Genomic DNA, 14,050 nt, shown 5'->3' with positions numbered 1-14,050 from the left:
GCGTTAGGCTTGCCTAAGTCGGAAGGAGTGCGGATGCACGGCGAGTACAAGGTTCCCGGCGGCAAGCTTGTGGTGGTCGACCTCGACGTCGAGCGGGGGCGCATTGCGAACTTCCGCCTGGCGGGCGACTTCTTCCTTGAGCCCGACGACGCGCTGCTCGACATCAACCGCGCGGTCGAGGGCCTGCCGGAGGACAGCGACTCCGCCACGATCGCTGCCGCCGTGCGCGGCGCGCTTCCCGAGGGTGCCCAGCTGCTCGGCTTCAGCCCAGAGGCGGTCGCGATCGCGGTGCGGCGCTCGCTCTCGCGCGCGAGTTCCTGGACCGACTACGACTGGCAGCTCGTGCATGCCGGGCCCATGTCGCCGCGCCTCCACCTTGCCCTCGACCAGGTGCTCACGGAGGAGGTCGGCGCTGGGCGCCGCGGCCCCACCCTGCGCATCTGGGAGTGGAACGAACCGGCCGTCGTGATCGGCAGCTTCCAGTCGCTCAAGAACGAGGTCGACCTCGAGAATGCGAAGAAGTACGGCATCGATGTCGTGCGGCGCATCTCGGGGGGTGGCGCCATGTTCATGGAGGCGGGTGGCATCATCACGTGGTCGCTCTACGTGCCGGGTGAGCTCGTGCAGGGGCTGACCTTCGCCGACTCCTACGCGTTTCTCGACGAGTGGGCCATCACGGCGCTCAAGTCGCTCGGCATCGACGCGAGCTACCAGCCGCTCAACGACATCACGAGTCCCCAGGGCAAGATCGGCGGGGCGGCGCAGAAGCGACTCGGCAACGGCGCGGTGCTGCACCACGTCACCATGAGCTACGACATGGACCGCGACAGGATGGTCGAGGTGCTGCGCATCGGCCGCGAGAAGATGAGCGACAAGGGCACGACGAGCGCCAACAAGCGCGTGGACCCGCTCAAGTCGCAGACGGGCCTGCCCCGCGACGAGATCATCGAACGGATGATCGGTACCTTCCGTTCCCTCTATGGCCTCACGCCGGGCGAACTCACGGCCGACGAGCTGGCCCGCGCGCAGCAACTCGTCGATGAGAAGTTCGCGACGGATGAGTGGCTGCAGCGGGTTCCGTGACCGAGGTCGATCGGCCCGTGACGCACCGCCGTGCCCGCTCGGCGGTGCTCGCGACCGTGCTGGGCGTGACCCTGGTGGGCGGCGTCGTGCTTTCTGCGATGGTCGGTCAGCTTCCCGTTGCTCCCGGCGAGGTGCTGGGCGCAATCCTCCGCGCGATCGGCATCGAGACGGCGTGGGCCTCGGATGACCCGATCATCGATTCGACGCTGTGGGCGGTGCGCTTTCCCCGCCTTGTGATGGGCCTCGTTGTCGGGGCGGCGCTCGCCGTGGCGGGTGCCGTCATGCAGGCGATCTTCGGCAATCCGCTGGCGGAGCCGGGCGTCGTCGGCGTGTCGTCCGGTGCCGCCCTTGGCGCGGCCGCCGCCATCGTCTTCGGCATCACGGCGTTCGGCGGCTGGGCGGTCGCGGCCTTCGCCTTCGCGGGCGGGCTGCTCGCGGTGCTGCTCGTCTACTTCGTGTCGCGTGCGAGCGGCCGCACCGAGGTCGTCACGCTGCTGCTCACGGGCATCGCGATCAACGCCTTCGCGGGTGCCGGGCTTGCCCTCTTGATGTTCGCGGGCGACACGTCGAGCCGAGAGCAGATCGTCTTCTGGCAGCTCGGTTCGATGAACGGTGCGCGCTGGCCCGAGGTGGGCATCGTTGCCGCGATCACGCTCATCGGCACCCTGGCCGCCGTCGTGCTCGCGCGGCGCTACGACCTCCTCTCCCTGGGGGAGCGCGCGGCCCGGCACCTCGGTGTCGACGTCGAGCGACTGCGGGTCATCTCGATCGTGCTGGTCGCCCTGCTGACGGGGGTCGCCGTCGCGTTCTGCGGCATCATCTCCTTCGTTGGCCTCGTCGTGCCCCACATCATCCGTATGGCGATCGGGCCGAAGCACCGTCCGCTCATCATCGCGAGTGCGATCGGCGGCGGCGTGCTGCTCGTCTTCGCCGACGTGCTCGCCCGCACCCTCGTCTCGGGCGCCGACCTGCCCATCGGGATGCTCACCTCGCTTGTCGGCGGGCCCTTCTTCTTCTACCTGCTCTACCGGGCGCGACGCCAGAGCGGGGGTTGGGCATGATCCACTGCCACGAAGCGGGAGACGTTTGCGTCGAGGCCGACGGTGTGACGGTGCACGCGGGCGACGTGCGGATCCTCTCCGATGTCTCGCTCTCGATCGTCGCGGGCGAGGTGCTCGCACTCGTCGGTCCGAACGGTGCCGGCAAGTCGACCCTGCTCGGAGTGCTTGCGGGCGACCGCAAGCCCGACCACGGGGTCGTGCTCTACGACGGACGCCCGGTGCGCGACTGGTCGCACCTTGAGCTCTCCCGCCGCCGGGCCGTGCTCACGCAGGAGAACACGGTCAGCTTTCCCTTCCGCGCGATCGAGGTCGTCGAGATGGGGCGCAGCCCCTGGGGTCGCGGCGGCGACTTCGACCGTGACCGCACCGCGATCGCGGCGGCCGTGGCGGCGACGGATGTCACGCACCTCCTCGATCGCCGGTACACGGCACTCTCGGGCGGAGAGAAGGCCCGCGTTTCCCTCGCCCGCGTGCTGGCGCAGCAGACCGACGTCGTGCTGCTCGATGAACCGACGGCCGCGCTCGACCTGCGGCACCAGGAAGAGGTCATGCGCACGGCGCGAGTGCTGGCATCCGAGGGTCGTGCCGTTGTCGTCGTGCTGCACGACCTCTCGCTCGCGGGGGCCTATGCCGACCGCGTCGCGCTCCTCGCGGAGGGCCGCATGGTGACGGTCGGCTCGCCCGATGAGGTGCTCACGGCCGAGACGGTCGGCGATGCGTACGGGCTTGAGGTGCAGGTGATCCGGCAGCCGGGATCGGGTCGGCCGCTCGTGCTGCCAGTGCGCACCTAGCCGCCGCTGCACCGGCATCAGCATCACTCGACAGGAAAGATCCCATGCGCACTTCCCGTTTCATTGCCGTCCTCGCTGTCACGCTGGCGCTCGCCGGATGCTCGGCCGCTGAGCCCGCGGGCACCGGCGAGACCACGACCGTGCAGGTGACGATGGTCGACATGGCCTACGTGCCCGACGTGATCGAGGTGCCCCGCGGCAACCGACTCGTGATCGAGCTGAGCAATGAGGACGCCGACCTGCACGACCTGGTGTTGGATACCGGTCCGGCAACGGAGCGCTTCGGTCAGGGCAAGACGGAGACCTTCGACGCGGGGGTCATCACGGATGACGTGGAGGGCTGGTGCTCTGTGCCGCCCCACCGCGAACACGGGATGGTGCTCAACATCGTCGCCGTCGAGGGGTGAGTGCCGCGAGGGGTTTCGATACGCTCGTGCCTCGCTACTCAACCCGCGGGGCGGGACGTCGCTCAATCCGCGGGCCGCGGTCTGGGAGGATTGAGCCGTGACCGCCGCGTGGACCCCAGACTCCCCCAACCGGGTCATCCTCGGCGACAACCTCGAGGTCATCGCGGGCCTGCCCGACGAGTCGTTCACGCTCGTCTACCTGGATCCTCCCTTCAACACGGGCCGCAGCCAGCAGCGTCATTCGACCAAGAGTGTGCGCAGCGCCACGGCGGGCAACGCGGGTTTCAAGGGGGTGCAGTACGAGCGCATCCTCGGCGACCTCATGCAGTATGACGACACCTTCGACGACTACTGGTCGTTCCTGGAGCCCCGGCTGCTGGAGGCGTGGCGCCTGCTCGCCGACGACGGCACCCTGTACCTGCACCTCGACTACCGGGAGGCGCACTACGCGAAGGTGCTGCTCGATGCGCTCTTCGGCCGCGAGTGCTTCCTCAACGAGATCATCTGGGCCTACGACTACGGCGCCAAGTCGAAGAGTCGCTGGCCGACCAAGCACGACACGATCCTCGTCTACGTGAAGAACCCGGCCACGTACCACTTCAACTCGGAGGCGGTTGACCGGGAACCCTACATGGCGCCCGGGCTGGTGACGCCGGAGAAGGCGGCGAAGGGCAAGCTGCCGACAGATGTGTGGTGGCACACGATTGTGTCGCCCACGGGCAACGAGAAGACCGGGTACCCGACACAGAAGCCCGTGGGCATCCTCCGCCGAATCATCCAGGCCTCGTCGCGGGAGGGTGACTGGGTGCTCGACTTCTTCGCGGGCTCGGGCACGACGGGGGCGGTTGCCGGTGCCCTCGGCCGCCGCTTCGTGCTCGTCGACAGCAGTCCTGACGCCGTGGAGATCATCCGCGCCCGCCTGGCGAAGGCCGACGTGGAGTTCGAGTAGGCCGCAGCACCGTAACGTAGGACCGATAGTGACCCGTCGACGTGCCTTCGATGGCGTTGCCGCCGCGGCATCCGTGGCCCTCAACACTCGGGGAGGTACACGGGCGATCCACGAAATCGTCCGTGTACCTTCCTGAATCTTGAACGCTCAGACGGAGGTGCGCTCTACGAGGCTCGTCGGGATGATCGTCGCGTAGGGCACGTCCTCGCCCTCGATCAGCCGCAGCAGCACGTCGGCCATCTTCGAGCCCTGCTGTACGGACGGCTGGTCGATCGTGGTGAGCGGCGGCAGGGCATTCTGGGCGAAGTAGTCGTTGTCGATGCTGACGACGCCGACATCCTCGGGCACGCGCAGCCCCGCCTTGCGGAGGGCGATGAGGGCACCGGATGCCATCTGGGCGCTGGCAGCGAAGAGGCCGTCGAACTCCTCGCCGCGTTCGAGCAGGCGACGCATCGCATCCTCACCGCTCGGCGGGGTGAAGTCGCCCTCCTCGTGCAGGTCTGCCGCGAGGCCGGCCGCGTCGAGCGCCTCCCGCCAGCCCTGCAGCCGGTCGAGCCCGGAGGCCATGTCGTGCGGGCCGCTGATGGTCGCGATGCGGGTCTTGCCGCGGCCGATGAGGTACTCCGTGGCCGATCGCGCGGCCGCGACATTGTCGACGTCGACGTAGTGCGTGCCGTCGCTGCCGCTCATGGGGCGCCCGCCGAAGACGATGGGCATGCGGCGGGAGAGCTGCACGTAGGCCTGGTCATCGCTGTGGTGAGAGAGGATCAGGGCGCCGTCGACGTTGCCGCCCTGCAGGTAGCGCCGCGTCTTCTCCGTCTCGGTCTCGGAGGCGATGAGGAGGCTGAGCGTGTACTCGGTCGTCGCGAGGTGGAGCGCGACGCCCTGGATGACGGATGCGAAGTAGGGGTCGGCGAAGAACTTGGCCGTGTTCTCGGGGATCACGAGGGCGATCGCGTGCGTGCGTCGACTCGCGAGCGAGCGGGCGGCGCGGTTAGGCACGTAGCCGAGTTCGTCGATCGCGCGGTTGACGGTCGCGATGACATCCGCAGTGACATTCGGGCTGCCGTTGACGACACGCGACACGGTGGACCGCGATACACCCGCGACGCGGGCAACCTCTTCGAGCGTGGGCGCCGCAGCGCGCTCAGCTTCGAGGGTCATCGTGGCCCCCTCTCGCGCTGTCGTCGTGTGCGCCCCAGTCTAGGCGGCACGCACACGCGAGTGCTCGGCGATCACGGAGGCGTAGAGGTGCCCGCTGTCTTTGATCGTGCGCTCGAAGCTGTCGTAGTCGACGTGCACGATCCCGAAGCGCTTCTCGTAGCCCCAGGCCCACTCGAAGTTGTCGAGGAGTGACCACACGAAGTAGCCACGGACATCCGCCCCGTCCTCGACCGCCTGGATGACGGCGGTGACGTGCTGGCGGATGTACTCAGCGCGTTCAGGGTCTGCGACTCGCCCGTCGATGACCTCGTCGCCCTCGTAGGCGGCGCCGTTCTCGGTCACGTAGAGCGGCGGGAGGTTCGGGTACTCCTGGCCGAGCCGCACGAGCAGCGTGCGGAGGCCGTCGGGCTTGACCTCCCAGCCCATCGCCGTGCGCGGCAGGTTGCGGCTCGGGAAGGTGAGGTGCTCAGAGCCGGGGAACGGCGACGACTTTGGCCGCGGGGTCGGCTGCAGGCCGGGCGGGGTGCCTGGCGGCAGCGGATGCCCGCTGACGTTGTCGTCGTGGTAGTGGTTCACGCCGAGGAAGTCGATGGGCGCGGAGACGATCTCGAGGTCGCCGGGCTGGATGCGCTCGGCGAGGCCCAGGTGGGCGACATCCTGCAGCAGATCCTCCGGATACTGGCCGAGCAGCATGGGCTCGAGGAACATGCGGTTCCACAGGGCGTCGAGGCGGCGGGCCGCGTCGCGGTCAACGGGGTCGCTCGGGTCGTTCGGCACCGCGTTGGTGAGGTTCAGGGTGATGCCGAGCTGATCGGCGCCCATCTCACGCAGGGCCCGCGTCGCGAGGCCGTGGCCGAGGTGCTGGTGGTGCACGGCGGCCAGTGCCGCGACGGGGTCTTGCAGGCCGGGGGCGTGCTCGCCGCCCGCGTAGCCGATGAGGGACGAGCAGAGGGGCTCGTTGAAGGTCGTCCAGTGGTTCACCCTGTCGCCGAGCACGTCGTGCACCGCTGAGGCGTAGTCCCGGAAGCGGTAGGCGGTGTCACGGTTGGCCCAGCCGCCCTTGTCCTGCACGGCCTGCGGCAGGTCCCAGTGGTAGAGCGTCAGCCACGGCAGGATGCCCGCCTCGAGGAGTTCGTCGACGAGACGGCTGTAGAAGGCGAGGCCCTGCTTGTTGAGGTCGCCGTCGCCCGGCTTGATGCGAGCCCAGCTGGTTGAGAAACGGTAGGACTGCAGGCCGAGGCGCTTCATGAGCGCGACGTCCTGCGGCATGCGGTGGTAGTGATCGACCGCCACCTCGGGAGTGTCGCCGCCCGCGACGGCGCCCGGGACGCGAGCGAAGGCATCCCAGATCGAGTCCTGCTTGCCGTCTTCGTGCCCGGCGCCTTCGATCTGGGCGGCAGCGGTCGCCGAACCCCAGAGGAAGTCCTGGGGAAGGTTCGAGAGTTCGAGTTGCTGAGGCACTAGCCCTTCACTGCTCCTTGCATGATTCCTGAGATGAGCTGCTTGCCTGCGACGATAAACAGGATGAGCAGCGGGAGGGTCGCGAGGATCGCGCCCGTGAGCACGATCGAGAAGTCCACGTAATAACCAGACTGCAGTTGTCCGAGAGCCACCTGAAGGGTGGGGTTGTCGGGCAGTACCAGCATGGGCCAGAGGTAGTCGGTCCAGGCGGTCATGAAGGTGAAGAGACCCAGGATGGCCATCGCCGGGCGCGCCGCGGGCAGACCGACGTGGAAGAACGTCCGGATCATGTTGGCGCCGTCGACGCGGGCGGCCTCGATGAGCTCGTCCGGGATGACGTCGACGAGGTACTGGCGCATGAAGAACACCCCGAAGGCGGTCACAAGGGTCGGCACGATGACGGCGCCGATCTCACCCGTCCAGCCCCACTCGCGCATGAGGATGAACAGCGGGATGATGCCGAGCTGGGTGGGGATGGCCATGGTCGCGATGACGGCGACCATGAGTCCATTGCGCCCCTTAAAGCGAAGCTTCGCGAAAGCGTAGCCCGCGAGGGTTGCGAAGCTCACGACCGAGATCGTGATGACCGAGGAGACGATGAGGCTGTTGGCGAGTGCCTGCCAGAACGGGATTGCGTCGAAGACCTTGGCGGCGTTGCTCCAGAAGTTGCCACCCGGGATGAGCGGGGGCCACGTTGAACCGAGCGCCTGGTTGTTGCGGGAGCCGATGACGAATGACCACCAGAACGGGTAGACGGAGCCCAGCAGCACGACGAGCAGGATCGCGTAGACGAACCAGCCGGGGCGGCGATTGATGCCGACGCCACCGCCGTGCCTGCGCCGGGGAACCTGTGGTGCCCCAGTGTCGCGCGGCCCAGTGCCCGCCTCGGCGGTTGTGGCCGCTGCATCCGGCGTTCGTTCTGGTGCGGTGCGGATGCTCATAGCTTCACGTCCTCTGCGATGGTTCCCGGTGTCGTGACCGTCTGCTCGACCTGTTCGTGCCGGCGGCGCGACCACGGCATTGAGCGGCGGGCCTTGGTGCCGTCTCCCGTAGCGATGCGCCGCGTGAGCATGAAGTTGATGAGGCCGATGCCGATGATGATGAGGAAGAGCAGCCACGCGATCGCCGCGGCCTCACCGAAGTTCTGGCGGAAGAAGGCCATCTCCCACAGGTAGAGCACGGTCGTCTGGAACTGCTTGTGCGAACCGCCTGTGCCGCCCGCAGTCGCGGGATCGAAGAGCTTGGGCTCCGCGAAGATCTGCAGGCCGCCGATCGTGGCCGTGATGATGACGAAGATCATGGTGGGTCGGATGCTCGGGATCGTGATCGACACGAAGCGGCGCACTGCGCCAGCTCCGTCGATGGCGGCCGACTCGTGCAGCTCACGCGGCACCGCCTGCATGGCGGCCAAGAGGATGAGGGCGTTGTAGCCGGTCCAGCGCCAGTTGACCATCGTGGCGATCGCGAAGTGGCTCGCGAAGGTGTCCTGGTGCCATGCGACGGCCGGGAGGCCCAAGCCCTGCAGCAGGTTGTTGAACAGGCCGTAGTCGTCGCCGAAGAGGTTGCTGAAGATGATCGACACCGCAACAGGCGTGACCACGTAGGGGAGGAGCACGGCCATGCGCCAGAACGTCTTGCCGCGGATGTTGGCGTCGAGCACCGCTGCAATGAGCAGCGCCGCAAGGAGCTGCGGGATCGCGGAGAGCAGGAAGATGCTGAAGGTGTTGAAGAGCGAGTTCCAGAAGAAGCGGTCCTCGAGTACCTCGACGAAGTTCCCGAGCCCGACGAAGTCGCCCTGGCCCTTGAGGAGGTGCCAGTCGAAGAGGGAGACGACGAAGGTGTAGATGAGGGGGAAGAGGCCGACCAGCGCGAACAGGATGAAGAACGGTGCGATGTAAAGGTACGGCGAAGCCTTGACGTCGAGGCGGCTCAGCCGCTGGCGGGGGGTCAGGGTGCTCATGGCCTGCGCTCTCGTTGTCGTCGTTGGAGGGTGGTGGGTCCCGCGGGAGGCGCGGGACCCACACCGGCTAGGTGTTACTGCGGGTGTGCGCCGAGCTACTGGTCGACGACGTCGTGGAGCAAGGCGATGGCCTCGGCCCAGGCGGCCTCGCCATCGGACGCTCCAGAGTCAACCGACTTCAACGCGGGGCCGAAGACGTTCTCCTGGATGAGCGAGTCGTGCGGACCCTTGAACTGGGCAATAACACCCTGTGCGCGCGAGGCGAGGATCGACGCCGTGGGGGCGTCGTTGAGGAACTCGTCGGTGTCGGTCGAGGTGCTGAGCGTCTCGGCGCCCTCAACGCTCGCGGGGAACGGTCCGGCAACCTCGAATGCGGCGATCTGCTGCTCAGGCGCGGTCAGCCACGCGGCGAGCTTGGCAGCCTCTTCCTGGTGGTCAGACGACTTGGGAACTCCGAGGAAGGAGCCGCCCCAGTTGCCAGCGCCGCCGGGGAAGACGTCAGCGAAGTCCCAGCCGGTGCTGGCGTCGCCGCCGCCGGCCTCAACCTGGTTCTTGACGTTGCCGAGCATCCAGCTCGGGCAGACGAAGGTCGCGAACGAGCCGTCGACGAACGCCTTGCCGCCGCCCCAGTTCCATGCCGTCTGGTTCGCAGTGAGACCGGAGCCAGCCGCCTCGGCGAGCTGGAGGAACTTGGCCTTGAGCTCTTCGTTGCCCTCGACGTTGAGCTTGCCGTCGGCCGTGTAGTAGCCCTCGTCGAGCTGGTTCACGATGGAGTTCCAGACGAAGCCGGAGTGGTCGAACCAGGCCTTGCCGGTCTTGTCGTGGTACTCCATGCCGAGCTCGAAGTAGCGGTCCCAGGTGGCGTCTTCGCCACCGAACAGCTCGGCGACCGACTCGCGATCGCTCGGGAAGCCAGCGGCCTCGAAGAGCGGGCCGTTGAAGCACATGCCGGTCGGGGCGACGTCGGTGCCGTAGCCGATGATGCGGCCGTCGGGATCGGTGCCCTGCGTGAGCTTCCAGTCGATCCAGCGGTCCTTGATGTCGTCAGCGCCGAAGTCGCGCAGGTCGACGAACTGGTCGGAGACCTCCATGATGGCGCCGAGCCAGCCCTCCTCGAGGGCGACGACGTCGGAGAGGCCAGAGCCGGCTGCGAGCTTCGTGAAGGTGTCGGTGCGGGCGTTTCCACCCGTGTCGATGTTGGTCGCCTTGATCTTGACGCCCGGGTTCTCTTCCTCGTACTTCGCGTAGAGGTCGTCGTAGCCCATGGTGCCGAATGTGGTGACGGTGAGTTCGACGTCGCCGTCTCCTGCACTGGCGTTGGACGAGCATCCGGTCGCCAGCAGTGCGAATGCTGCTGCGCCGGCGATGACGCCGGCGGTGGTGCCACGTGAGATCTTCACGGTCACTCCTTTGTGTGCGTGGTGGGTTGAGGGCTCCGTGAGAGCGCTCCCAAGATCGGGCATGAGAGCGCTCCCAAGGAATCGAGTTCACGATAGGCATGCCGTCACCGGCTGTCAACCGTGGATTCACCTCAGCTGGAAAAACTGCAGGTCAGAGGGGTGAAAATTCTTGGGAGCGCTCCCATGGGGGCCGCCCAATACACTGGCCGCATGACCTCAGAGCGACCGTCGACCGGGCCGAGCGCGCGCGTGCGACGCAACCGCGCCATCGTCGGCGCTCTCGCGGTCGCCGTCGTCACAGCAGCCCTCGCCGGCACCGTGTGGTGGGCGGCGAAACCTGCGCCCGATCACACCGTCGCACCCGCGGCATCCGCGTCGCCGAGCAGTTCTCCCTCGCTCGCCCCCACCCCGCAGCCAGACAAGCCCAAGACCTTCTTCAACCGCGGCGCCCGCTCGATCGACGACCCCGCGAGCATCTGGGTGGTCAACAACAAGCTCAGGCCGCTCGCGCCGATCGACTACGCGCCCGCCGACCTCGTGCAGGCGAACGTGCCCGGCAGCGCCCCGCTGCGTGCCGAGGCGGCGGCCGCCATGGAGCAGATGTTCGCAGCGGCATCCGCTGAAGCCGGACTGACGCTCGTGGTGCAGAACGCCTATCGCTCCTACGCGACCCAGGTGTCACTCCACGACCGGCTGGTCGGCCAGCTCGGCAAGGAGCGCGCGCGAGCCCAGAGCGCCATGCCCGGCTACAGCGAGCACCAGACGGGCCTCACCGCCGACATCATGGCCGCCAACGGCGCCTGCACGATCCAGGAGTGCTTCGCCACGACCCCAGAGGGCATCTGGCTCGCCGAGAACGCGTGGCGCTTCGGCTACCACCTGCGCTACCCCCAGGGGGCGACGGATGTCACGGGCTACATCTTCGAGCCCTGGCACTACCGCTATGTCGGGCTCGACCTCGCGGCCGAGTTGCACGCGATCGGCACCCCCACGCTCGAGGAGTTCTTCGGGCTCCCGCCCGCACCCGACTACCCGCCAGGCGTCTAGCCCTTCCAACTCAGGAGTTTCCTTCCACAATTCAGGACCTCCTGAATTGTGAAAGGAAACTCCTGAGTTGGGAAAGGGGTTAGTCGGCGAGCACCGCGTCCACGATCGCCTTGGCCTCCTCCTGCACCTGCTTAAGGTGCTCCGGGCCCGCGAAGGACTCGGCGTAGATCTTGTAGACGTTCTCGGTGCCGCTCGGCCGGGCCGCGAACCAGGCCCGCTCGGTGACGACCTTGACCCCGCCGATCGCAGCACCGTTGCCCGGCGCTTCGCTCAGCTTGGCCGTGATTGGGTCGCCCGCGAGTTCCGTGGCCGTGATGGCGTCGCCGTTGAGCTTGGAGAGCTTGGCCTTCTGCTCGGGAGTGGCCGCGGCATCCGTGCGCTCGTAGGCGGGCTCGCCGAAGCGCTCGACCAGTTCGGCGTAGAGCTGCGAGGGCGACTTGCCGGTGACCGCGCGAATCTCGGCCGCCAGCAGGCAGAGCAGGATGCCGTCCTTGTCGGTCGTCCAGGCGGTGCCGTCACGACGCACGAAGGAGGCACCCGCGCTCTCCTCGCCGCCGAAGGCGATGCTGCCGTCGACGAGACCCTCGACGAACCACTTGAAGCCGACCGGTACCTCGACGAGCCTGCGGCCCAGCGACTCGGCGACGCGGTCGATCATGCTGCTCGAGACGAGCGTCTTGCCGATCGCGGCATCCGCCGACCAGTCGGGCCGGTGCGTGTAGAGGTATTCGATCGCAACGGCGAGGAAGTGGTTGGGGTTCATGAGGCCCGCATCCGGAGTGACGATGCCGTGCCGGTCGGCGTCGGCGTCGTTCGCGACGAGGACGTCGAACTCGTCCTTGTGCTTCAGCACGGATGCCATGGCCGACGGCGACGACGGATCCATGCGGATCTTGCCGTCCCAGTCGAGGGTCATGAACGACCACGTCGGGTCGACGACCGGGTTCACGACCGTCAGGTTGAGGCCGTAGCGCTCCTGGATGGCGCTCCAATAGTTGACGCTCGCGCCGCCGAGCGGGTCGACGCCGATGCTCACGCCCGCGTCGCGGATCGCATCCATGTCGATGACGCTCGCGAGGTCGTCGACATAGAAGCCCCTGAAGTCGTAGGTCTTGACACCACTCGGCTCCGCCATCTTGACGTCGATGTTGTTGTTTTCGAGCAGTTCGTTGGCCCGGGCGGCGATCCAGTTGGTCGCCTGGCTGTCGGCCGGGCCACCGTGGGGTGGGTTGTATTTGAAGCCGCCGTCGCGGGGCGGGTTGTGGCTCGGGGTGATGACGATGCCGTCGGCGAAGCCAGGCCCGCTGCCCTTGCCGCGGTTGACGCCGCCGCGCACGATGGGGCCGGAGCCGTTGTAGCGGCGGATCACGTGCGACAGCGCGGGGGTCGGCACGTAGTCGGCGTAGGCGTCGACCCGGACGTCGATGCGGTTGGCGACGAGCACCTCGAGCGCGGTGGTCTCGGCCGGCCGAGAGAGGGCGTGCGTGTCACGGCCGATGTAGAGCGGACCCGTGATGTCCTGCGAGCGGCGGTAGTCGACGATCGCCTGTGTGATGGCGGCGATGTGCTGCTGGTTGAAGGAGCCGTCGAGCGAGGAGCCGCGATGGCCGGAGGTGCCGAAGGCGACCCTCTGGGCCGGGTCGGTGAGGTCGGGGGTGATGCTGTAGTACGCGCTGATGAGCTCGGAGACGTTCACGAGGTCGTCAGCGTCGGCGGGGGTTCCGGCGCGGTTGTTCATAATCACAACACTGTCCCACAAATAGACTCTTGGGCATGCCCGAAACCAGCTCACATGAGACCTTCAGCTACCTGGGTCCGGCCGGCACCTTCACGGAGGCAGCCCTCGCCCAGGTGCCTGAGGCGGCGGGCAAGAACTGGCGACCGGTCAACAACGCCGGCGAGGCGCTCGCCGACGTGCTCGAGGGGCGCAGCACGGCCGCCATGATCGCGATCGAGAACTCGATCGACGGTGGCGTCAGCGCCACCCAGGATGCGCTCGCCACCATGCCGGGGCTCCGCATTGTGGGCGAATACCTCGTGCCCGTGAACTTCGTGCTGGTGACCCGGCCGGGCACGCCCCTCTCCGACGTGAAGGTCATCAACGCGCATCCGGTCGCCTTCGCGCAGTGCAGCCGCTGGCTGGGCGCCAACCTCCCCGGGCACGCGCACATCCCGGCGAGCTCGAACGTGGCGGCGGCGGCATCCCTCTTCGACAACGAACTTGCGGATGCCGCGATCGCCCCGCCCGGCATCAGCAAGCACTACGACGTGTCGGTGCTGGCCGAGAACATCGGCGACAACCCCAACGCGGTGACCCGTTTCGTGCTCGTGAGCCGCACGGCGCCGGTGCCGCCGCGCACGGGTGCCGACAAGACGAGCATCATCGCTGAACTCCCCGACGACAAGGCGGGGCGCCTGCTCGAGATGCTCGAGCAGTTCGCGACCCGCGGCGTCAACATGAGCCTGATCGAGTCGCGGCCCATCGGCGACGCCCTCGGCCGCTACCGCTTCGTGATCGACCTGGAGGGGCACATCCTCGACGAGCGGGTCGCCGACGCCCTGCTCGGCCTCAAGCGTTTCAGCCCCAGGGTCATCTTCCTGGGCTCGTACCCGGCGGCCGACGGCAAGCGCCCCGCCGTTATCACGCGCTACGAAGACACCGCCTTCATCGAGGCCCGTGACTGGCTGCGCGGGCTCATCGCGGGCGAGCCGGACGACTAGGGCCGA

Annotated in this window: 13 protein-coding genes; 7 read left to right on the top strand and 6 right to left on the bottom strand. The window is 67.8% G+C overall.

The window, feature by feature from the left end; genetic code table 11:
- The first annotated feature begins 33 nt into the window (after positions 1-33).
- The 5 genes from FVA74_RS13155 to FVA74_RS13135 all read left to right on the top strand — a co-directional run bounded on the left by FVA74_RS13155 (position 34) and on the right by FVA74_RS13135 (position 4,291).
- Positions 34-1,083, top strand: coding sequence for a biotin/lipoate A/B protein ligase family protein (locus tag FVA74_RS13155; RefSeq protein WP_147722923.1), 1,050 nt, complete (start codon positions 34-36; stop codon positions 1,081-1,083).
- The gene (locus FVA74_RS13150) at positions 1,080-2,144 is read left to right on the top strand and encodes a FecCD family ABC transporter permease (RefSeq protein ID WP_370454531.1); all 1,065 of its coding nucleotides are present in this window, start codon (positions 1,080-1,082) and stop codon (positions 2,142-2,144) included. Before FVA74_RS13155 ends, FVA74_RS13150 begins: the two co-directional genes overlap by 4 nt.
- A complete protein-coding gene (locus FVA74_RS13145) occupies positions 2,141-2,935 on the top strand; it encodes a heme ABC transporter ATP-binding protein (protein ID WP_147722922.1) in 795 nt (264 codons plus the stop codon). Before FVA74_RS13150 ends, FVA74_RS13145 begins: the two co-directional genes overlap by 4 nt.
- A 44-nt stretch (positions 2,936-2,979) precedes the next feature.
- Positions 2,980-3,342, top strand: a complete 363-nt coding sequence (locus FVA74_RS13140) for a cupredoxin domain-containing protein (RefSeq protein ID WP_147722921.1) — start codon at positions 2,980-2,982, stop codon at positions 3,340-3,342.
- 97 nt (positions 3,343-3,439) lie between these two features.
- Positions 3,440-4,291 (top strand): site-specific DNA-methyltransferase, encoded by an 852-nt coding sequence (locus FVA74_RS13135; RefSeq protein ID WP_147722920.1) that lies wholly within the window; start codon positions 3,440-3,442, stop codon positions 4,289-4,291.
- Between the two features lie 147 nt (positions 4,292-4,438).
- Here FVA74_RS13135 and FVA74_RS13130 read toward each other — a convergent pair whose 3' ends face one another.
- From FVA74_RS13130 to FVA74_RS13110, 5 genes are all read right to left on the bottom strand, one after another.
- The gene (locus FVA74_RS13130) at positions 4,439-5,455 is read right to left on the bottom strand and encodes a LacI family DNA-binding transcriptional regulator (RefSeq protein ID WP_147722919.1); all 1,017 of its coding nucleotides are present in this window, start codon (positions 5,453-5,455) and stop codon (positions 4,439-4,441) included.
- A gap of 39 nt (positions 5,456-5,494) precedes the next feature.
- The gene (locus tag FVA74_RS13125; RefSeq protein WP_147722918.1) at positions 5,495-6,916 is read right to left on the bottom strand and encodes a glycoside hydrolase family 1 protein; all 1,422 of its coding nucleotides are present in this window, start codon (positions 6,914-6,916) and stop codon (positions 5,495-5,497) included.
- Positions 6,916-7,857, bottom strand: a complete 942-nt coding sequence (locus FVA74_RS13120; protein ID WP_147722917.1) for a carbohydrate ABC transporter permease — start codon at positions 7,855-7,857, stop codon at positions 6,916-6,918. Before FVA74_RS13120 ends, FVA74_RS13125 begins: the two co-directional genes overlap by 1 nt.
- On the bottom strand, positions 7,854-8,876 hold the full coding sequence (locus FVA74_RS13115; RefSeq protein WP_147722916.1) for a carbohydrate ABC transporter permease: 1,023 nt from the start codon (positions 8,874-8,876) through the stop codon (positions 7,854-7,856). The genes FVA74_RS13120 and FVA74_RS13115 overlap by 4 nt, the downstream gene beginning before the upstream one ends.
- A gap of 95 nt (positions 8,877-8,971) precedes the next feature.
- Entirely contained in the window at positions 8,972-10,276 is a 1,305-nt protein-coding gene (locus tag FVA74_RS13110) for an ABC transporter substrate-binding protein (protein ID WP_240792250.1), read from the bottom strand.
- 210 nt (positions 10,277-10,486) lie between these two features.
- On the opposite strand from FVA74_RS13110, the gene FVA74_RS13105 reads away from it, so the two are divergent.
- Positions 10,487-11,323 (top strand): M15 family metallopeptidase, encoded by an 837-nt coding sequence (locus tag FVA74_RS13105; protein ID WP_168220140.1) that lies wholly within the window; start codon positions 10,487-10,489, stop codon positions 11,321-11,323.
- A 79-nt stretch (positions 11,324-11,402) separates the two neighbouring features.
- Here FVA74_RS13105 and pgm read toward each other — a convergent pair whose 3' ends face one another.
- Positions 11,403-13,061 (bottom strand): phosphoglucomutase (alpha-D-glucose-1,6-bisphosphate-dependent), encoded by a 1,659-nt coding sequence (pgm, locus tag FVA74_RS13100; protein ID WP_147722913.1) that lies wholly within the window; start codon positions 13,059-13,061, stop codon positions 11,403-11,405.
- 35 nt (positions 13,062-13,096) lie between these two features.
- Here pgm and pheA point away from each other — a divergent pair, with 35 nt between their 5' ends.
- The gene (gene pheA, locus FVA74_RS13095; protein ID WP_147722912.1) at positions 13,097-14,044 is read left to right on the top strand and encodes a prephenate dehydratase; all 948 of its coding nucleotides are present in this window, start codon (positions 13,097-13,099) and stop codon (positions 14,042-14,044) included.
- Positions 14,045-14,050 lie beyond the last annotated feature (6 nt).

It is taken from the genome of Salinibacterium sp. dk2585 (assembly GCF_008001035.1).
In the GTDB taxonomy this organism is placed as follows: domain Bacteria; phylum Actinomycetota; class Actinomycetes; order Actinomycetales; family Microbacteriaceae; genus Homoserinimonas.
The sequence above is the reverse complement of the archived record's forward strand: the minus strand, read 5'-3'. Positions and strand labels throughout refer to the sequence as shown.